Below are 19,256 nucleotides of genomic sequence, written 5' to 3'. Positions count from 1 at the left end.
TTGGATCACACTAGCGTGGTCGCGTGACCTGAGGTAGCCCAAGGAGGCCCTGGGTGGTCTGCCGGCGCAAATCAAGGCGGGCCTACTTTGGGTCAGCGTGGTGAGGGTGTCACGATGCTTCCATGAACCACAGCGGCACCGGCTTAGTCATCTGGGACGTCGACGGGACGCTCATCCCCGCGGACTTGCGCTGGCTGACACGCGCGATCGCTCGTGCGTACGGCATCGCGGAGTCCGAGGTTGTCTTCCCTGACAAGAAGGTGCATGGGTATACGGATGAGTCGATCGCCGTGGACACGGCGATCGCATCGGGCGTGGACCCGTCAGCTGCGGAGGCGGGCATACCCGGCTTCCGTCAGGCCATTGCCGCGGTCATGCGAGAGGGTCGGCAGGAGCTGGCTGAGGTTCAGCCGCCGTATCCAGGTGCGGCGGCGAGCATCGCGGAGTTGCACGGCCTTGGTTTCATCCAGACCGTGCTGACTGGCAATCTGCGTTCGGCTGCCGAGGTAAAGCTGGACGTGGCGGGCTTGGACGAGTTTCTTGATCTTCGCATCGGCGGGTTCGGGTCGGACGCTCGGGATCGCTTTCAGCTTCCGGAAGTCGTAGCTCAGCGCTACTCCGCGATCTACGGGGATCCGCTCGATTCTGCGCGAGCGATCGTCATAGGGGATGCGCCCAACGATATCGCCTGCGCACGTCACGCCGATTTTCGTGTGGCTGTCGTCGCCCACCGGATTGGGCGTCAAGAGCTGGCATCCTACGAACCTGACGTGGTACTTGACAGTCTCGACCCGACTGCGGTGGTGGCTGCAGTCAGTTCTTTGTTGAGTGGGGGCGGGTCGCCGGCTGCCCGTTAGGCGGCCATCTGCTCCTTGAGTTCGAGGACGACCGGCTCGTCGCGCCATCGGGCCAGCCGCTGTCGGGCTTGTTGAGCTCGAGCGATGCCTCGATGGTTTCCACCTGCTTTCAGCTGGTGGTAGGTGTTGCCAAGCAGGGTGCAGGATTGTTCAAGTTCTCCGGCCTCGGCATAGGCGCTGGCGAGGTCTACGGCTGCTGCCAAGGCGACGTTGACATTGGCGTGGTCGGGTTCCAGCATCTGTAATGCACTTTCGAGCACAGTCACAGCCTGGTGGGGCTGGCCGAGAAGAAGATGGCATGTGCCCGCATAGACGTGGAGACGGGCGCTGCTCCAGTCGCTGTAGAGGCCAACGCAGTCAACAGGTGACAAGTCGTTGACCGCTTCTTCCGCCCGCGTCAGGGCCGCCCTGGCCTCGCGTGAAAGCCGCAGGGCGGCGAAGGCTTGAGCCTGCTCGGCAGCTACTCGAGCTCGTGCGGCGGGACTGAGATCGGTGGACGCGCGAGCGGCCTCATCGAGTAGCCGCAGGCCGATCATGATGTCACCGTCTGCTTCGATCAGTGTGGCGGCTTCCGAGTGGAGGTTGCTCTCGAAGATACGTGCCGTCGCGCTGATCCTGCGGCTGCCGAGCCTGTCGCCGAGCTGGCGAGCGTAAGCACAGTGAGCGAGCGCGAGAGCACGGTTGCCCTGTGCACTCCACAGCCGGCTGGCGACGATTGACGCTTCAGCGAGCATCGCTCCGATATCAGTACGGATGGGCGCACGGCCGGCTTTGCGATACAGCGTCGACAGGCAATCACGGTGGGCCTCGATCAGACCGAGTAGCGCGTCGGGTGACACGGCCTGACGCTGCTGGGCCAGCATGCTGGTGAGCGTGGAAAAGCTGTTCCACTCGCCCATCAGGTAGTCGGTTCCGGACGTGCGAGAGAGCATCTCCACCGCGGTGGAGGACGACGGTTCGGTAGCGACCTGAAATGTCTGAGTGGCAGCCATGGCGCTGGGTACGTGCCGGGAACTGGCGAGCCGGATGCGATCGTATTCCTGGGACAGTCTGCCGCCAGTCCCCAACAGATCGTCGCTTCGGGTCCAGAAGTCGCGCCCCACGCGCTGCCGGCCGGTCTCCACGTTCGCGATCGTGCTCCGTCCATAGCTCACCCGAGGCGCATACGTCTTCTGCGTGTAACCAGCGGCCTTACGGATGCGTGCCAGCATCTGACCAAGAGCGATCCATGCCTTGGCCAGGTCTTGTGGTGGCACGCTCGACATCAGCAGCTCCCGACGGTTACGAACGCTCGCGCGAGGCGAGACGCGGTGGCGTGGGAGCACTGTAGTGCAGGTCTGTGATGCGTCGGCTACTCAGCGCCTTGTTTCCAACATTCTTCCGACAAAGTTCCGACATCGCCCGCAGGCGTTCGGAACTTATGTGACCTGCAATTCTCGTATGCTCCCTGCTCGTGACCAACGAGTCGGCCTGCAATGATCATGAGGTTGAAGCCAAGTATCGTGTCGACGACCTGCAAGGGTTGATCACGGCGCTCGCCCGGCGGCAGGTGGTGTTGACGGAGCCGTCGGTGCAGGATGACCAGGCGTATGCGCCGGCCGGCTGGTCGTACGGAATGTCGAAGCTTGGTGTTCCGTTCGCGCGTCTGCGCACGCAGGAGGGTCGCCATCTGTTTACCGTGAAGAAGCCGATCGACAACGAGATGTCGTGTCTGGAGCATGAATGCGTGATCTTCGACCGTGACGCGATGCACGGTGCTCTGGCGACGATGGGTTGGGTGCCAACCGTGCGAATCGTCAAGCAGCGTCGAACTGGCGATTGGGAGGGTGCGACGGTATGCGTGGACGTCGTCGAGGGGCTCGGCGCGTTCGTCGAGGTGGAACGGGTGGTCAGCTCCCGGCATTCGGGCGAACAGGTGCAGCACGGACTCGACGCGATGGTGCGCTCACTGGGCGTGCCGGTGCTGCGGGTCGTGGACACCTACGACACATTGATGTGGGGCCTGACGAGGGCGGCCGTTAGGACATCGGCGCCGGTCTGAGGTGGTCGAGTCCACGGCTGTTGCCGCCCCCCGGCGCTGTGCCGGCTGTAATCCCGGGCCGTCATGCTCGACTGTCTTTAAGGGAACTGCAGGAGTGGCACGTCGTAGAGGTCGGTTTGGCGGACGCGCCTCATCGATGGCTCGGTGATCTCCACGATGATCATTTCGGTGAGGAACTGGACGGTCGCGGCGGTCAGGTGGCTGGTGTGGGCGGTGGCGCTGTGCGCTTTCAAGCCGACGGTGATGTGGATGTGCGGCTGGATGGTGTCGGTGTCGGGGTCGTAGGCGAGGGTGCCGCCGCCGAGGGCCTCGATGTTGGTCAGTTGGACTTTGGACCAGACAGGGGCGTCGGGGTTGTCGAGGCGTTCGCAGGTGCCGACGATGTCTGCGGTGGCGAGGCCGGCGATGAAGGTGGGGATGTAGCCCTGGCGGATGTTGTAAGTGCGGCAAGTGCGGTCGAGGGCGTCGTAGAAGTCTTCCCCGTGCTCGAAGACGGCGGCGATGGTGCGGCCGGGAAGGACTTCGCGGCTCCGCAATGTGGGCTCCTTCGAGTTTCGGCTGGCGCGCAGTGAGTGGTGGGTGTCGCCGGGAGGATTGTCTCGCGAGGCGCGACTGCTCGCCTATTTACGGGTGAGCATGGCAAGGGTGTCCTCGAAGCTGCGGGCAAGGCTGGCGAGCACGGCCTGTCCCTTGGCCGCGGTGGCCAATGACGGTTGCCCGATTACTCCGGTGCTCGTGTAGGCGATCATGCCGAGTGTCAGGAGGTGAGGCCGTTCCGTGAGGTGGTCGGCCGTGGCGCTGTCCGGGCCGACGGTGTGCGGTGCGGCGTGGAGAAGGATCGACGTTTCAATCTCTCCGGCGTGCATGTCGTCGTGGGTGGTGCTGTGCAGTCCGGCGTCGTGGCGTGCTTGGTCCCAGTCTTGGCGACCTGGGAACAGCGCGAGGCGTGGCCGGTCGGTGTTGGCCTCTTGGACGACGTTGAACAACACGTAGTTGCCGCCGTGTCCGTTGACGAGCACGAGATGGTCGATTCCTTGCCCGTGGAGGGACGCCACGACGTCGTTGACGATGGCGGTGAGCGTGGTCGAGCTGAGACTGACAGTTCCTCGCCACCCGGCGTGCTCGTGAGAGCAGGAGAGGGTGATTGGCGGAAGTAGGAACAGGCCGTAGCGTTCCGCGAGCGCGGTGGCGATGGCGCTGGCCACGATGGTGTCGGTGGCGAGCGGCAGGTGTGGGCCGTGTTGTTCAAAGCTGCCGATGGGGAGGACGGCGACCGTCGCTCGGCGGCTGGCTTCGTCGGCCGCCGTGGCGATTGTCCAGAGGGTCACCCGCCTATCCTGCCGCTCGTTTGGGAATACGTGCGTGACGTCAAAGGAGCCTCGGTGTTGCGAGTGCCGGCGCCGCGCCCGCCGGCGGGCGGCGTGTCGATGTCGGCGCTATGCGCGCAGTGGTCGGTGAGGCCTTCAAGGCGAGGTTGGTTCAGGTAGGCGGCGGCTACCAGGTGGGGCAGTAGCCCAGGGCCGGCGTGGAGGTAGTCGAAGCGGTATCCGTTGCCGGCTCGGCCTATCCAGCTGTGTGCCTGCACTTCGGGGTGCAACGTCCGGTGGATGTCGGCGAGCCCGAGTGCGGTGAGGGCGTCGAGGAACTCGTACTCGAAGGGTCGAAAGCCGGGGTAGCGGGGTTGGTGGTCGCGGCTGATGACGTTGTAGTCCCCGCCGACGACGAGGTGTGCGCGGTCGTCGGCGGATAGCTGGGTCAGGGCGTCGGTGACGGTGGTGAGGAAGGCCCGTTTTTTTGCGAGTTTGGCTGGTGCCCGGTCGCTGGAGGGGACGTAGAGGCCGAGGATTGTGACGTCGGGGTGGGTGTCCAGGGTGACGGCGGGGGCGCGGCCGGGCAGGCTGATTCCGGCGGTGAGGTCTGGGGCGGGCCGGGTCGGGATGCGGCTGGCGATAGCGCAGCCTCGGTCGCCGTCGAGTGAGGGCTGGTGGGTGACGAACATCCTGGCCGCGCGAAGGCCGGTGAGCAGATGGCGGGTGCCGGGTCCGTTGCTGGTTTCGGTCAGGATGATCAGGTGGTCGTCGCGCTGGAGCAGCCAGGTCAGCAGGTTCTGCGCGCGTGTGAGCGCCGCGGCTTGCACGTTGATCGTCAGGATGGACAGCACGGTGAGCCTCGCTGGTCAGGGGCCGTCGGCGGGTAGCAGGCCGAGGATAGTGTCCACGACCTGCTCGGGGGTGAGGCCGTGGCAGACGACGACGTGTTGGCGCCACTGCTGCCGGTGCAGGTGGGTTGCGGCCTCGCGGTAGAGGGCGAGTTCCTTCTCGGGTGAGCCGGCGAGCTCCAGCCTGGTCAGGTGTGGCCGGGCTGCCAGGCGGGTGCGGATGACCTCTGGGTGGTCTTCGAGGTAGATGACGGTGGCGGGCAGGACGTAGCGGTTGTAGGACCAGATCTCGCCGAGGTCGAGCCCGTCGATGCGTTGCAGCACTAGCGAGGAGGCGACGTACCGGTCGGTGACGACGTGCAGTCCGTCGTCGAGGCGAGGGATGATCTCTGTTTCGATGTGCGCGGCGCGGTCGGCGGCCAGGGCGAGGGCCAGGGCCTTGCCGTGCAGGAAGGATTCCTGCCGACGCAGGAGTTGGCCCAGGGGTGTGCGGGTGGGCTCGCCGGTCAGGTGGACCCCGGCCGATCCGAGTTCGGCGAGACGGTCGGCCAGGAGGCGGGCAATCGTGGTTTTGCCGACTCCGTTAGGCCCTTCGACGGCGATGAACAGACTGCTCACCCCTTCGATGGGGACAGCGGCAGCAAGCTGCGGCCGTTGGGTGCCGTGATGGGGCACTGCTCGGTGTCGACGTCGCCGATGCGGCCACCAGCGGCGACGACCGCGGCCGGGCAGCCCTTGCCGCACTGCCCGGCTATCTTGCAGGAGCCGCAGGTCGGGTTGGCGCCGAGTTGGTAGCGGGTGTGGAAGTCGTAGGCGTCGAGGCTGGGGGCGGCCTCCCCGTCGAGGATGTTGCCCGTCAGGAACTCGGTGTCGCGGTGCGCGGAGGCGGGCGTGCGGGCGGCGAAGACCAGGTAGGGGCATACGGCGACCTGCCCGTCGACGAAGACGTAGATCAGCTTGCCGGCGTCGCAGCCACCCAGCGGCAGGTTGTCGTTGGGGAAGCGAATGCGCACGAGATCGAGCTGGTCAGCGAAACGGTCGGTTACCGCTCGGATCGCGTTCATGGCAGTCGTGGTCGCGGCGAGCTTGCCGCGGCTCTTCACTCCGCGTCCGAAGGAGGAGAGCGGGTTCATCAGCACGTATTCGGCGCCGACGTCGACGGCGAACGCGCACAGATCGGCGAACTCCTCCGGCGTGGTCAGCGCGTTGGGCGTGGACAGCAGGCCCTTGAGCAGCCCGGCGTCGGCGAACTTGCGGGTGGTCGCGACAGTAGTGTCGAACGACGACCGGTCACCGCGGAACTTGCCGTGGCTTTCGGGCCGGAATCCGTCGAAGGACACGTTGATGTGTACGTTGCCGAGGGCGGCCAGGGCGTCGATGTCGGCGTCGCGGGTCAGCGTCGCGTTGGTGCAGATGCCCACCGGTAGTCCTCGGTCGGCTACTGCCTGGCACATGGCGATCAGGTCGGGGTGCACGAAGGGCTCGCCCCCGGTGAGCGTGAGGCGTTCGACGCGGGCCTCGAGCAGCCGCGGCAGCACGCGGGTAGTGAAATCGAGCCGGGACAGGTCAGACCCGGCGGCAGTCGACGAGACGAAGCAGTGGGCGCAGTGCAGGTTGCACCGTTCGGTGATCTGCACCAACGCCTTGCGCCCGTCGCCACCGACGGAGGTGCGGAAATAGCAGGACGAGGCGTGGGTGTCCACGACGAGGCGCTTCACGAGGATCTTCCTGTAGTAAGTGATGGGCGGCTGGCGCTAATGGGCGGCGGTGCTCCGAGCAGGTCCGCGGCGCCTTGGAGCTGCCGGAGGACGACTTGGGTATGGCCCCGATCGGCGGAGGCAGGGTGGTGGCCAGCGGCGGCGGTAGTGAGCAGCCACCAGGCTGCCCACACCCGGTGCCAGCCCAGCGCCCATCGGGCAGCGGGAAGCCCGCCCCGGTCGGCTTCGGCGTCGGGATGGCCGCCTGCGGCGACGTAGGCGTGGATGAGTTTGGTGAGGAGTCGAGGTTCGGTGGGTGTGCGGGTGCCGAACCAGGTGGCCAGGTCGAGTAGGCCCGGTCCGGTGAATGCCTTGGCCCAGTCGACGACGCGGCAGCCGGCGCGGCTGACGTGCAGCGACGTGCGGTGGAATTCGCCGTGGCACAGTCCGAACGGTGGTCGCTCGGCACCGTCGGCTCTGTGTCGTGCGGTGGCAGCGAGTCGCTGCAGCACCGCCTCGATCCCTTCCGCGTCGTGGGTGAAGCGCCCTTGTCGACGGAGCTGGTCTAACGCGTCGAGTCCTTGCTCTGGTAGCCGCGCCAGGCCCGCTTCGTCGAAGATCGGGAGGTTGGGGATGCCCGCAGCGGCGTGAACCCATCGGGCCGTGGCGGCAGCCTCCGCGAACGTCGCGGTCCGGCTCGCCTCGCCCAGGTCTTCCATCAGCATGCCCACCCCGTCGGGGCGCATCGTGTAGCCGTTCAGCAGCGGGACTGGGGCTTGCTGGTTGTTGAGCGCGTGAAGGACGGTCGCTTCGCCGGTGAACGGTGTAGTGGCGATTTTGCAGATCAGGCTGCTGTCATCGGGGAAGAACCAGCGCTCTACCGAGGACAGCTCCCATGTCTGGATGATGTGTCGCCGCGTCGGTACTCGTCGTGATGCGGCGAGCAGGTCGCCTCGTAGCTGCGTGCAGAGCTGCTCGTCGAGCCTGTCGCTGCTCACCGCGCACCCACTCGCTGTGCAGCAGCAGTGGCGCGCTCGAGCGGCGTGAGGGCGGCGTCGAGGTGCGCCGACATGCTGGCGGGCAGCCGAGGATGTGCGGCGCGTTGGAAGGCCCGGAAGTGCGGCAGTAGCCCGCATAGCACCGGGCGCCGGTCAAAGAAGTCCGGTGCGTTGCCGGTGCTTTGGGCCCGGCGTAGCAGCGAGGTCAGGGCGACAATCTTGTCGGCGGTGGAGGCGAGTAGCACCGGTTGGTCGTCGACGCGGATGGGCGGGTCGGGTTCGTCAAGGGCGCGGTGTTCGACCTGAAGGGCGGCGATGATCCGGGTGACCTCGGTCCCGTAGCCAGCGGTGAGGGTCTGGTAGACGTCCCGCTCTGTCGGGGCGAATTCCGGTGCGTCGTGTAGGAGTGCGGCGATGATGACGTCCTGTGCTGGGGCGGGGACGTGTTGCCCGATGGTCACTGCGACGCGCAGCGCGTGGACCAGGGCTGGCCGGTCGTCGATGGTGTGTCCCGCGCACCACGTTCGAGCGTCGCGGAGGGCGCGGGCGATGGCGGCGGGGCGGGGAGGCGATAAGACCGTCATACCCTGGTACCTCCTGATTGCCGTACGATCGGCGGCATGTCGGGGCCCCTTCCGCAGTGGTGTGAACAGACCTGCGTGGTGTGTCCGGCTCAGCAGTTGGGGCCGGGCCAGTTCGATGTCATCGACCGGCCGGGACCCGAATTCGCGTACCGACCTGCGCTCGGGTGGCGGGCAACCGCGGACGGGGTCGCCGTCTGCGTTCATCCGTTCCGGGTGGGCCTTCCCGCCGGCCGGTACGCCTCGCAGGGGGAACTAGTCCCCGATCAGGCGCCCCGACCGACGCCGACGGCGGCGGCGCTGGAGATGCCTGCCGACGTGGTGGACCTGGAAGGCTGGCTCGTAGCCGTCTTGCGGCAGGCACCCGCCGAAGGGATCTTCGCCGCTGTTGCCCGCGCCGAGCGGCTAGCCGCCGAACGCTTCGGAGCGAAGAAGGCGGTGACGGCCCTGCGGCGGGTGCTATCAGTGGAGTTGGCTAACCGCTGACCCCGGCGCCGACCGGCTCGTTGGGGTCGAAGTCGAAGTCGTGGCTGCGTCCGTCGCGGCCGAGGCCGGCCGCCTGGTAGTGCTCGTTGAGCAGGTTGAGACGTCGGTTTACCTCGGCCGAGTCCAGCCAGTACCGCAGTGGTTGCTCTCCCCACCCGGCGGCGGCGTAGTAGGCGTCGGTGATGCCGCCGCGGGTATAGGTGAACTCCTCCAACTCGGTGGCATGGGGGAACACGACGCCCAAGTCAAGCTGCAGGCGCGTCATCAGCGTGAACTGGGCCAGCACGGCGTGGATCATTTCGTCCACCGGCGCCGGCACCAGCAGTTCAGCGGCGCGCTCGTCACCCCCGGAAAGCTCGAACACCGCTGCTTTGAGCGCCAGCACGCGCAGCGCTTCGTCCAGCAGCGGAGCGGCATCGCGCTCCAACGACCAACGGCTGATAGCCGGGTAGCCGGTGAACGTGGCCCAGCAGGTGGAGTACTTCATCGACGAGCTCTGCAGCCGGCCGTAGGCCGGGTGCTCCTGCATCTTGTCGAGGATCTCGGCAGCGCGACGGCCAACCTCGTCGACCTCTGGCATGGATGAACTGGTCATGGTGCATGCCCTCCCAAGGGGGTCGTGGACACGACGGACCGTCGCGCCGCATCGCGGCTGCGGTCCCTCATCGCCTGCTCAGTCGACGCGGGCGGTGACTCAAACATCAAAAGGCGCCACCGGTGGTGTCGATAAGGGATGTCATCCAGTTCCGACAATCCGCTGACATTCATCTTCGACGGATGTTGCTGATGCCGGGAATGTTGGCGGATTGTCAAAACTGCTTGGCAGGGCTGGCCGACATTGATCGATTTCGTCTTAGGTCGCTCTATGCCGGCGTCATCGCCGCTGCTGCGCTGTACACACCAGCCAGCGATACCAACTCACCGAGGGAAGGTTCGCCGTGCCTGTTGCCAGGAGGTTCATGCCTCTGCTGATCACGCCGCTGGTGGCGCATTTGGCCATCGCGCCGCAGCTGCTGGTGTCGACCGGCCGGCAACTCTCCGCCGGCAGACCCGTCAACGAGCAGGCGCTTGCTACGGCGACCCTGTCGGCGACCGGGCGGCGCTCGCCCCGTGACACGGCGTGGAGCAGGCGTGGCTGCCGGGCCGCATCCACGGACAGTCGGGCGGCGGTGTGAGCGCGGCCAGTGGCGGTGCGATGCGGGTCTCACGGGTCAGAGTGGGCCGCCGGTTGGCGGATATGTCGGTGCGGTGGAAGGCCGCGCTGATCGTGCTGCCGACTGTGCTCGTCGCGATGGTGTCGGCGGGTTTCGGACTGTGGTCCTCCGTGGGGGAAGCCCGGACCGCCGAGGGGGCCGGGGACTTGTTCTCCGTCGGTGCGTCGGCGACCGAGGTGACTCAGCGACTGCAGGCGGAGCGGATTACCGCAGTGGGTCTGCTGCTGCCGGGGTCGAAGGTGACGCCAGCGGATTTCGAGCGGGCCGTGCAGCGCGCCGATGAGGCGATCTCCCGATTCCGGGTGCTGCGAGGAGAACTCGAAGACCCGCCCGGGGGTGTGCGCGCTGTCCTGGCGCGCGCTGACGCCGGGTTGGCGGATGTGCAGGCGCAGCGGCAGCGGGTGCGCGGCGACGGCCCGGTGGCGCTGTCCGCCGTGGCATTCGGGTACCGGGTCGTTCTCGCTGATCTTGGTGATCTGCTGTCGGCGGTGGCGCAGAGCGGTGTCGAACCGCAGTTGGCGGATGAGATGCGGGCGTCGGCAGCGGTGTCGCGGGCCCGTGAGGCGGTGGGTCAGCAGCAGGTGGCGGTGTTGCAGGCAGTGGCGGCGCGCCGGTTGACCCCGGCGCTGCACGCGGAGATTGTGGCCGCCCGGTCCGGCCAGGACGAGGCGCTGCGCGAGTTCGACGCCTTGGCGCGCCCGTCATGGAAAGCGCGGTTAGGGCGGACGTTGACCGGCGCGGACGTCCTCGCCGCGGTGCGCCTGGACGGGCTGGTCTCCGGCACCGGCGTGTATGAGCCGGTACGGCTTCCGGGCGGCGCCGAGCAATGGAGCCGGGTGATGACCACTCGGGCAGACCTGTTGGCCCAGGTACAGGCAGCGGTAAACGCTGACATCGCAGCTGCCGCTGATGATCTGTGGACGGCCCAGGTGCGCGCGGCGGCGGTGCAAGCCGCGGTGTTGTTGGTGATGTTGCTGGTCGCCGCGGTGACGGCGGTGCGCGTGGCCCGTTCGCTGGTTGCGCAGTTGTCGTCGCTAGAGCAGGGCGCACGCCGAGTCGCGGACGTGGAACTGCCAGCCTTGGTAGCGCGGCTCCGAGCGACATCGGATCCGGCGGCGGCCCAGCGGCTGGCCAAGGGCACCGATGGAGTGGCGGTGCCGGTTGTCGGCCGGGACGAGGTCGGGCAGGTCGCGAACGCGTTCAACCTGGTGTTGGCCGCGGCGGTAGACGCGGCGGTGGGGCAGGCACGGGGACGCGCCTTGGTCAGCGCCATGATCACCTCTGTCGGCCGGCGAGTACAGGCGCTGACCGATCAACTGCTCGGCAGCATCGATCGTCTCGAGCGTGACGAGGAAGACCCGGATCGGTTGGAGATGGTGTTCGCCGCTGACCAGCAGGCGACCCGGCTGCGTCGCTTTGGGGTGAATCTCCTGATTGTTGCCGGTGGTGGCCCAGGCCAGTCACAGCCGCATCCGGTGGTGCTCGCGGACTTGGTCAACGCCGCGTTGTCGGAGATCGAGGGCTTCGTCCGAATCACGATGGAGCAACTGGTCGAGGTCGAGGTCGACGCCCGCGCGGTTGACGCCGTGAAGTCGATCCTCGCGGAGCTGCTGGACAACGCGACCCGGTTCTCTGCCGCGCAGGTGCGGGTGTTCGCGGGGTGGTTGGGACATGACGTGCAGATCCTTGTTACCGATTCCGGTCTCGGGATGGGTGTGGAGCAACTCGCCCGTGCCAACGCGGTGTTGGCGAGCCCGGAGATGGAGGTTGCGGTCACTGACCAGATGGGTTTGGTCGTGATTTCCCGGCTGGCGGCCGAGTTCGGGGTGCGGGTACGCCTAGGTGCTACCCAGCCGACCGGCGTCACCGCCGAGGTCATAGTGCCGGCCGAATACGTCACCCGGGTGCACGTACGCGAGATCGTCGTACCGAGCCAGATCCAACGCCCGACGCGGCCGGCTCCCGCGCCGGCCGCTCATCCGGTCGCGGCGCCGTGGACGGGGACTGGCTGGACCGGTCCGACCAGGCAGACCCCGTTGGTGCCGGCGCCACCAGCACCCCCGCAAACGGACGCGACGATGGAGCTGCCGCCCGTGCCCCGCCAGCGGGGCCCGATGTCATTGCCGGTCGGCGCGCCGCGACCGCCCGATCCACCGATGTTTCAGGCGATGGCAGCCCAGTCGCCATGGCTGTGGCCGCCCCGCAGCGACGAGCGTGGCTTCAGCACCGATGCCGACGCGGGCTGGCAAGCGGCGGCGTCCGCCGCCGAACCAGCAACCGATGGACGCACTCCCTCCGGTCTGCCTAAACGTCGTCCCCAGGCGCACGTCGTCCCCGGTGGCCTCCCGGCGCAGCGGACCCCCTCGGAGCCCTACGTGCAGATCGACCCGGCGGCGATCCGGGCGCAGGTCGCCGGCACGATGCGCGGCCTGCGAGCCGCGCCGTCCACTGCTCCCCTCTCGACAGGAGAACGCCGATGAGCCTCGCCACTACTGCTCGCAATGCGCAGCTGTCCACCGTTCTGAACAATTTGGCCAACCAGATACCCGCAGTGGCTCACGTCGTCGCGGTATCCGGCGACGGCCTGCTGCTGGCCAGCACCGATGCGCTGGACACCGACCGCGGTGACCAACTCGCGGCGATCGTGTCCGGCCTGGTCAGTCTGGCGCGCGGGGCCACCGACCTGCTGCAGACCGGCGGCGTGCACTTCCAGATGCTGACGATGCGAGATGGGATCCTCGTCGTGCAGCAGGTGCCCGACGGGTCGTCTCTGGCGGCGCTCGCTCGCAACGACTGCGACCCCTCGCAGGTCGCCTACGAGCTGGCCACCATGGCGACGCGCATCGGCGACGCGGTCAGGCCAGGGCCGCGAACGGCCGGCTGAGCCGGCGTGCGGGCGGCGATGAGCATGAGCGCGGACTCGGGCGTGATCGGACGTGCCGCCCCGACGGTCAAGGTGCTGGTGACCGGCGGCGCGGGTGTGGGCAAGTCCTGCTTTCTGCGGGCCGCTCAGCGTGGCCGCTCGACGCTACCCGGCCAGCCGGGAGAGGTCGGAGAGATCGGTTACGCAACCCTGTCCACCGGCGCCACCGTCGTCCTGCACGTGACGCCGGAGCTGCGGCGCTGGTGGTGGATGTGGGACCACCTCGCTCTCGGCGCCACCAGCGCGGTCGTGCTGGTCGACACCACCCGCCTGCCGGTGTCCTATCCGGCGATGGATTACCTCGACGCCCGTGATCTGCCGTACCTGGTCGCGATCAACCGGCCGCTCGGCGGCACCCGCAACCGCCACGAGATCCGCGATGCCCTACAGGTCAGCGCGCAGGTGCCGGTCCTGACCTGCGACGCCACGGAACCCGCCTCCGTCCTGGCCGTCCTGCACCGCTCGGCCAGCCCTGTCGTACCACCCCAGCACCACGCACGGCCCTCGCACCATCCCCTCAGAACGGAAGGACGTCGACTCTCGTGACTCCTCAACCAAACGGCCGCCGGCACCATCGCTGGCGAACGGCGACCGCCTCCATCGCTGCCACCACCCTCCTCGCTGTCGCCGGCTGCGCCGGATCGAGTCTCAGCGACGCGGACACCACCGCCACCGAGATCCGCATCGGCTTGATCGTGCCGAAGAGCGGCCCCTACAAGGCGATCGGTGACGACCAAGCCGCCGGGTGGCGGCTTGCCCTCGAGAAGCTGGACGGCAAGCTCGGCGGCCGACCCGTGAAGGTGATCGAGGCCGACGAGGGCGACGGCAAAGCAACCGCCCTCGCCTCGGCGCGCAAGCTCATCGAGCAGGACAAAGTCCTCGCCCTCGTCGGCGGGGGAACCGCCGACACCGTGCAGACCCTGTATCCGCTGCTGAACGAATCCAAGGTGCCGCTGATCGGCATGGGCGGGCGGCCCTCCACGATCGCCGATCCCACCTACCTGTGGTCGACGTCGTGGCTGAGCCAGGAGACCGGCGCGTCGATCGCCGGCTACCTGCGCATGACGGTCGGCAACGGCCGCGTGTGGGTGATCGGCCCGGACTACATCGGCGGCCGTGACCAGATCGGCGGCTTCGTCACCGCCTTCCGCAAGGCGGGTGGGCAGTTGGCGAACCCGGGTGGAGAGCCGACGTGGACGCCATGGGCACCGGCGCCGACGACCGAGTTCTCCCCGTACCTGACGAAGATCAAGGAGGCCAAGCCGGCGGCCGTCTACACCTTCTACGCCGGCGCGTCCGCGATCGAATTCGTCAAGCAGTACCGCCAATACGGCATCACCACGCCGCTGTACGCCTCGGGCTTCCTCACCGAAGGCGCACCACTGGCGGCGTTGAAGGAGCAGGCCAAGGGCATCTACACCGCCCTGAACTACTCGTCGACGCTGGACAACGCGGCCAACAGAGACTTCGTGCGCCGGTTCACCTCGGCCAACGAGGGGAAGCTGCCGAACGTCTACCACGTCTGCGCCTGGGACGCGGCCCTGGTACTGGACAGGGCCATCGCCGAAGCACTCGCCCAGCCCGACGCCCCCGCAGCCACACCCACCGCGACCGCACCGGTACCCAGCAACCCTGCGAGCAGCAGCCCGGCCGCGTCATCTGCCGCCGCGAGTGCGGCGGCCACCGGGCTGACCTCGCAGACGCTCACGGCGGCCTTGCCGCGGGTGGGGTCGATCGATTCGCCTCGGGGCGCCTGGCAGTTCGGGCCGACGAACCACACCCCTGTCCAGGCGTACTACCTGCGGGAAGTGGCCCAGGACGGGCAGGTGTGGGTCAACCGCACCGTGCAGACGCTCACCACCCTCGGCTCCTGAAATCAGGAAGGACAAATCATGACCACGACCGCTACGCAGCATGCCGGATACATGTTCGACAACGCCACCGACGAGGCCGCCAACCAGCTGCGTCACCTCGCTGAGATCCTCGACGCTGGCACCCGCCGGACCCTGTCCGAGCTTGGGGTCGGGCCGGGCTGGAAGGTCACGGACATCGGCGCCGGGGCGGGCACGCTGACCACCTGGCTGGCCGACCAGGTCGCCCCAGACGGGCACGTCACCGCCGTGGACCTCGACCCCCGCTACATCCCCGAGGGTCCCAACGTCACCGTCAAGGCCGGCGACATCCGCGACATCGAACTGCCGGCGGGGTCGCAGCAGGCGATCGTCGCCCGACTGGTGCTGATGCACCTGCCGGAACGGGAGCAGGTCCTCGCCGACCTGACGCGCGCTCTCGCCCCGGGCGGCGCGATGGTGGTAGCGGACTGGGACTGCACCTGGCGGGACATGATCCGCCGCAGCCCCAGCCCTCGGGCCACCGAGCTGATCGAGCGGTTCCAGGACGCCCTGCTCGCCTTCGGCGAGTCCCGCGGGGCGGACATGGGCTGGGCGCAGCGGGCGCCGGAGGTGATGCTGCGCCTCGGCCTGGTCGACGTCGACAGCCGCATCGAGTCCCGCTCGTGGCGCGGCGGCACCGGCATCTGCCGACTGCACCACTCCAACTCCATCCAGCGCGAAGCCGACCTGGTCGCCGCCGGCATGAGCCGCCATGACCTGGCCGAGCTGCGGCAGGTGCTGATGGACCCGCAGCTGATGCTGTCGGGCTACCTGATGCACACCACCATCGGCCGGCGCCTCGCCTCCGCCTGACCTACGTCCGGAAAGGAGGAGTGCCGTGGGCCTGAGCGGGCTCGTCAACCCCTACACGATCACCGCGGTGGACGGAGTCGCGTACGGACTGCTGCTGTTCGTCATCGCAGCCGGACTCACGCTGATCTTCGGCGTGGCCGGGGTGTTCTCGATGGCCCACGGCACCCTCTACCTCGCGGGCGCGTACCTCGCCTGGCACCTCGCCGATGGCGGTTGGACCGGCCTCGGCCTGGCCCTCGCCGCCGCGATCCTGATCGGCGCACTCGGGGGCGCGGGCCTCGCCGCCGCCGTGCGCCCCCTCACGGACCGGCCGCTGGACCAGGTGCTCGCCACCCTCGGGGTGGCGTACATCGCCGCCGACCAGTTCAGCACCGTGTTCGGCGCCGAACCGCGCTCCGTCGACCCACCCCGCGCGCTCGCCGGGTCGGTCAGCCTCGGCGGCTACCAGTACCCGGTCTACCGACTGGCGTTCATCGCAGTCGCCGCCCTGATCGTGGTGCTGCTGATCTGGCTCATCGAGCGCTCCCGCACCGGAGCGGTCGTGCGGGCCGTGGTCGCCGACCCCGTCATGGCCGCCGCCACCGGACTACGCACCCGCACGACTAGGGCCGCCGTGCTGGTCGGTGGGGGAGTCCTCGCGGTCACCGCCGGCGTGCTCGGCGCCCCGGTCATCGGCCCGGCCCCCGGCGTGGACACCACGATCCTGGTCAACTCGCTGATCGTCTGCGTCGTCGGCGGCCTCGGCAGCATCCGCGGCGCCCTACTCGCCGCCCTCGGCGTCGGACAAACCCTCACGCTTGGCGTCGCTCTCGTTCCTGGCGCCGCCGCGTTTGTCCTTGCCGCCGCGATGCTGGTCGCTCTCACCGTCCGGCACCGCCCTTCGCTTGCGGGACGGCCCGCATGACCACCACCCTCACACCCGCACCCAACACCGCCACGACCGAACACCGACCCGTCGGCCGGGCGGCGCGCCTGGTACCCATCGCTTCGGGGATCGTCATCGCGGCGGCCGTGGCGCTGCCGTGGATGGTCAACGCCTACCTCGTCTCGCTCGCCGCCACCGCCCTGGTCATGGCCGTGCTCGCGATGAGCGCGCAAGTACTGGTGGGGCTGGCCGGGCAACCACCGCTGGGGCAGGCCGCGTACCTCGTCGTCGGCGCGTACATCGCCGCGACCCTCGCCACGGTGACCAGTCTCGGTCCGGTTCAGTTGCTCGCGGCGAGCGCCGCCGGGGCCGTCGCTGCGGCCGTGACCGGCGTGCTCGCGGTGCGGGTCCGAAACACAACTTTCCTTATGGTCACCTTCGGGCTCGGTGAACTCGTGCACGCTGCCGCCGGCCAGTGGGCACCGGGTGGCAGCGAAGGCACCCACACCCCACCGGTGATCGCGCTGCCCGGCCTGGCACCGATGGTCCGGCCCGGCTGGGTGTACCTATACGTCCTCGCGTGCACCCTGATCATCGGCGCCGCGGTCATCGTCCTTACCCGCACTCGCTTCGCCCTGCTCCTGCGCGGCATCGCCGCCCACGAGCCCCGTGTACAAGCCAACGGCCACCACACCAGCCGACTCCTTCTCGCCGCCTACACCCTCGCCGGTGCCATCGCTGGCGCGGCCGGCGCACTACTCGTTGCGGTGACCCGATACGTCTCACCCGCCGACGCCGCCATGGGCGTATCCGCGATCGCCCTCGCCGCCGCGCTGATCGGATCCGGCAGCATGATCGGCGCCTGCGCCGCCGCGATCCTCCTCGTGGCCGCCCGGGACTGGGCTGGCGGCCTGCTCAGCGGCCACGGGAGCACCCTACTCGGCCTGAGCTTCCTCGCCCTGGCCTACCTGCCCCGACACCGGCTGGTCGGGCTTGTCACCCGACGCGATCGGGAGCGGACATGAGTACACCGCTGCTGCGACTGGACACCGTCAGCCGCGCCTACGGCGCCCGCCGCGCCGTCGACGAGGTCAGCCTCGACCTGCACCCCGGGGCCCGGCACGCCCTCATCGGACCCAACGGCGCCGGCAAGAGCACCCTGCTACACCTGATCGCCGGCACCCTGCGCCCAACGTCGGGGCGCATCCACTACGCCGGACACGACATCCACCGCTGGCCGGCCCACCGCCGCGCCCGCGCCGGCATCGCCCGCACCTGGCAACACCCCGCCCTCGCCCGGCCGCTGACCGTCGCGCAGAACGTGCTACTCGCCGTGCCCGGGCAGCACCTGGCCGCGCTGCGCCTGCAGCCCCGCGCATTGGCGGCGGCCCTGGACGCCCTGGACCAGGTCGGGCTGGCCGAGCACGCCCAGCGGACCACCAACCAACTCTCGTACGGCGACCAACGCCGCCTCGAAGTCGCCGTCGCCCTGGCCGCCCAGCCCCGACTGCTCCTGCTCGACGAACCCTCCGCCGGCCTCGCCACCACCGAGGTCACCCGCCTCGCCGAGCTGATCCGCGCACTGCCCAACGACATCGCCGTGCTGCTAGTCGACCACAACCTCGACTTCGTCACCGCAGTCGCCGACACCGTCACCGTCCTGCACCACGGCCAACACCTCACCACCGGCACCCCCAGCGAAGTGCGGGCCCACCCCGACGTGCGCCGCGTGTACCTCGCCGAGGCAGACACCACCAACCACGTGCCCACAACGCCGGGGGTCACCACCGACTCGCCCGCAGCTGCGCCGCCCGTCCTGCGGGTGCGCAACCTGCGCGCCGGGCACCACGGCGCACCCGTGCTCACCGGCGTCACCCTCGATGTGCAGGCCGGGAGGGTGAGCGCCGTCGTCGGCCGCAACGGCGCCGGCAAGACCACTCTGATCAACACCATCGCTGGCCTAAACCCCGCCCTGCCGGGCACCGAGATCCTCCTGCACGACCGACTGGTAATCGGACTCGATGCCCGCCGCCGCTGCCGCGCCGGCATCGGCCTCGTTCCACAAGGACGCCGCCTGTTCGCCGGACTCACCGTCGCCGAGCACCTCGCGCTGCCCCGACCGCAGCCCGGCCGCACCCGCACCATCACCGCACGGCAGATCCTCGACCTGTTTCCCGCGCTGGCCGAGCGCCGTCACCACCGGCCCCACCAACTCTCCGGCGGCGAACAGCAAATGCTCGCCCTGGCCCGCGCCCTGCTCGCCGGGCCGCAGGTGCTGCTGCTCGACGAACCCTCCGAAGGCCTCGCCCCCGCCATCGTCGGCCAGCTCGCCGAAATCATCACCAGCCTCGCCGCGACCGGTAGCGCTGTCCTGCTCGCCGAGCAGAATCTTGCCCTCGCCCTCGACATCGCGCACGACGTCGCCGTCCTCGACCGGGGCACCATCGCCCTGCACGCCCCCACAGCAGACCTGCGTGCCAATCCCGACCGGCTGCACGACGTGCTTGCCGTACCCACGGGATCCCCACGATGACCGCCAGCGCCACCGTCCGCAGCCCGGCGAGGCGACCTCCGCGCCTCGCGTACGCCCCTGCACCCGGCGGATCCGGCCCCACCAGGTGCAGGGCCGCCGTCCGAGCATCCAGCGCGGGCGGCGGTGGGTGGTTGGCGTCGCCGACCCGAACGGCGCCGCCGACCACCCCACCCACCTTCAAGCAGGCAAAGGCGGTGA

General features: G+C 68.8%; 21 protein-coding genes. 12 read left to right on the top strand and 9 right to left on the bottom strand.

Translation table 11 applies throughout. The features are described 5' to 3' along the window. The first annotated feature begins 122 nt into the window (after positions 1 to 122). The gene (locus O7620_RS21305; protein WP_278124673.1) at positions 123 to 857 is read left to right on the top strand and encodes a haloacid dehalogenase-like hydrolase; all 735 of its coding nucleotides are present in this window, start codon (positions 123 to 125) and stop codon (positions 855 to 857) included. Here the strand turns inward: O7620_RS21305 and O7620_RS21300 are convergent. Beyond that, a complete protein-coding gene (locus O7620_RS21300) occupies positions 854 to 2,122 on the bottom strand; it encodes a helix-turn-helix transcriptional regulator (protein ID WP_278124672.1) in 1,269 nt (422 codons plus the stop codon). The two genes, O7620_RS21305 and O7620_RS21300, sit on opposite strands and share 4 nt — an antisense overlap. Positions 2,123 to 2,310: 188 nt before the next feature. Between O7620_RS21300 and O7620_RS21295 the strand changes: the two genes are divergently transcribed. Continuing rightward, positions 2,311 to 2,898 carry a CYTH domain-containing protein gene (locus O7620_RS21295; protein WP_278124670.1) on the top strand — a complete coding sequence of 196 codons (588 nt, stop codon included), beginning with the start codon at positions 2,311 to 2,313 and terminating at the stop codon, positions 2,896 to 2,898. 77 nt (positions 2,899 to 2,975) lie between these two features. On the opposite strand, the gene O7620_RS21290 is transcribed toward O7620_RS21295, so the two are convergent. The 7 genes from O7620_RS21290 to O7620_RS21260 all read right to left on the bottom strand — a co-directional run bounded on the left by O7620_RS21290 (position 2,976) and on the right by O7620_RS21260 (position 8,335). Then, entirely contained in the window at positions 2,976 to 3,434 is a 459-nt protein-coding gene (locus O7620_RS21290; RefSeq protein ID WP_278124669.1) for a DUF296 domain-containing protein, read from the bottom strand. A gap of 84 nt (positions 3,435 to 3,518) precedes the next feature. Beyond that, positions 3,519 to 4,226, bottom strand: coding sequence for a creatininase family protein (locus O7620_RS21285; RefSeq protein ID WP_278124668.1), 708 nt, complete (start codon positions 4,224 to 4,226; stop codon positions 3,519 to 3,521). Continuing rightward, positions 4,223 to 5,059: an endonuclease/exonuclease/phosphatase family protein gene (locus tag O7620_RS21280; protein WP_278124667.1), complete on the bottom strand. Its 837-nt coding sequence runs from the start codon at positions 5,057 to 5,059 to the stop codon at positions 4,223 to 4,225. Before O7620_RS21280 ends, O7620_RS21285 begins: the two co-directional genes overlap by 4 nt. A 15-nt stretch (positions 5,060 to 5,074) precedes the next feature. Next, positions 5,075 to 5,674, bottom strand: coding sequence for a dTMP kinase (tmk, locus tag O7620_RS21275; RefSeq protein ID WP_278124666.1), 600 nt, complete (start codon positions 5,672 to 5,674; stop codon positions 5,075 to 5,077). After that, on the bottom strand, positions 5,671 to 6,774 hold the full coding sequence (locus O7620_RS21270; protein ID WP_278124665.1) for a radical SAM protein: 1,104 nt from the start codon (positions 6,772 to 6,774) through the stop codon (positions 5,671 to 5,673). The genes tmk and O7620_RS21270 overlap by 4 nt, the downstream gene beginning before the upstream one ends. After that, the gene (locus tag O7620_RS21265; protein WP_278124663.1) at positions 6,771 to 7,751 is read right to left on the bottom strand and encodes an aminoglycoside phosphotransferase; all 981 of its coding nucleotides are present in this window, start codon (positions 7,749 to 7,751) and stop codon (positions 6,771 to 6,773) included. The genes O7620_RS21270 and O7620_RS21265 overlap by 4 nt, the downstream gene beginning before the upstream one ends. Continuing rightward, on the bottom strand, positions 7,748 to 8,335 hold the full coding sequence (locus tag O7620_RS21260) for a metal-dependent phosphohydrolase (RefSeq protein ID WP_278124661.1): 588 nt from the start codon (positions 8,333 to 8,335) through the stop codon (positions 7,748 to 7,750). The genes O7620_RS21265 and O7620_RS21260 overlap by 4 nt, the downstream gene beginning before the upstream one ends. A 36-nt stretch (positions 8,336 to 8,371) precedes the next feature. Between O7620_RS21260 and O7620_RS21255 the strand changes: the two genes are divergently transcribed. After that, positions 8,372 to 8,818 carry a hypothetical protein gene (locus tag O7620_RS21255; RefSeq protein WP_278124660.1) on the top strand — a complete coding sequence of 149 codons (447 nt, stop codon included), beginning with the start codon at positions 8,372 to 8,374 and terminating at the stop codon, positions 8,816 to 8,818. Here the strand turns inward: O7620_RS21255 and O7620_RS21250 are convergent. Next, positions 8,808 to 9,413 carry a hypothetical protein gene (locus O7620_RS21250; protein WP_278124659.1) on the bottom strand — a complete coding sequence of 202 codons (606 nt, stop codon included), beginning with the start codon at positions 9,411 to 9,413 and terminating at the stop codon, positions 8,808 to 8,810. The two genes, O7620_RS21255 and O7620_RS21250, sit on opposite strands and share 11 nt — an antisense overlap. 364 nt (positions 9,414 to 9,777) lie before the next feature. On the opposite strand from O7620_RS21250, the gene O7620_RS21245 reads away from it, so the two are divergent. The 9 genes from O7620_RS21245 to O7620_RS21205 all read left to right on the top strand — a co-directional run bounded on the left by O7620_RS21245 (position 9,778) and on the right by O7620_RS21205 (position 19,058). Further along, positions 9,778 to 9,993: a hypothetical protein gene (locus O7620_RS21245; RefSeq protein ID WP_203147232.1), complete on the top strand. Its 216-nt coding sequence runs from the start codon at positions 9,778 to 9,780 to the stop codon at positions 9,991 to 9,993. Between the two features lie 62 nt (positions 9,994 to 10,055). After that, positions 10,056 to 12,512, top strand: coding sequence for a nitrate- and nitrite sensing domain-containing protein (locus O7620_RS21240; RefSeq protein WP_278127098.1), 2,457 nt, complete (start codon positions 10,056 to 10,058; stop codon positions 12,510 to 12,512). Continuing rightward, a complete protein-coding gene (locus O7620_RS21235) occupies positions 12,509 to 12,916 on the top strand; it encodes a roadblock/LC7 domain-containing protein (protein ID WP_203147233.1) in 408 nt (135 codons plus the stop codon). Before O7620_RS21240 ends, O7620_RS21235 begins: the two co-directional genes overlap by 4 nt. Positions 12,917 to 12,940: 24 nt before the next feature. Beyond that, entirely contained in the window at positions 12,941 to 13,501 is a 561-nt protein-coding gene (locus O7620_RS21230; RefSeq protein ID WP_278124655.1) for a hypothetical protein, read from the top strand. Beyond that, positions 13,498 to 14,829: an ABC transporter substrate-binding protein gene (locus tag O7620_RS21225; RefSeq protein WP_278124654.1), complete on the top strand. Its 1,332-nt coding sequence runs from the start codon at positions 13,498 to 13,500 to the stop codon at positions 14,827 to 14,829. The genes O7620_RS21230 and O7620_RS21225 overlap by 4 nt, the downstream gene beginning before the upstream one ends. A gap of 18 nt (positions 14,830 to 14,847) precedes the next feature. Continuing rightward, a complete protein-coding gene (locus O7620_RS21220; RefSeq protein WP_278124652.1) occupies positions 14,848 to 15,660 on the top strand; it encodes a class I SAM-dependent methyltransferase in 813 nt (270 codons plus the stop codon). A gap of 25 nt (positions 15,661 to 15,685) precedes the next feature. Continuing rightward, positions 15,686 to 16,564 carry a branched-chain amino acid ABC transporter permease gene (locus O7620_RS21215; protein ID WP_278124651.1) on the top strand — a complete coding sequence of 293 codons (879 nt, stop codon included), beginning with the start codon at positions 15,686 to 15,688 and terminating at the stop codon, positions 16,562 to 16,564. Beyond that, positions 16,561 to 17,550 (top strand): branched-chain amino acid ABC transporter permease, encoded by a 990-nt coding sequence (locus O7620_RS21210; RefSeq protein ID WP_278124649.1) that lies wholly within the window; start codon positions 16,561 to 16,563, stop codon positions 17,548 to 17,550. Before O7620_RS21215 ends, O7620_RS21210 begins: the two co-directional genes overlap by 4 nt. After that, complete coding sequence (locus tag O7620_RS21205) at positions 17,547 to 19,058, top strand: ATP-binding cassette domain-containing protein (RefSeq protein WP_278124647.1); 1,512 nt, start codon at positions 17,547 to 17,549, stop codon at positions 19,056 to 19,058. Before O7620_RS21210 ends, O7620_RS21205 begins: the two co-directional genes overlap by 4 nt. Positions 19,059 to 19,256: the final 198 nt, after the last annotated feature.

The sequence above is a fragment of the Micromonospora sp. WMMD710 genome, assembly GCF_029626045.1.
Classification (GTDB): domain Bacteria; phylum Actinomycetota; class Actinomycetes; order Mycobacteriales; family Micromonosporaceae; genus Micromonospora.
The sequence above is the reverse complement of the archived record's forward strand: the minus strand, read 5'-3'. Positions and strand labels throughout refer to the sequence as shown.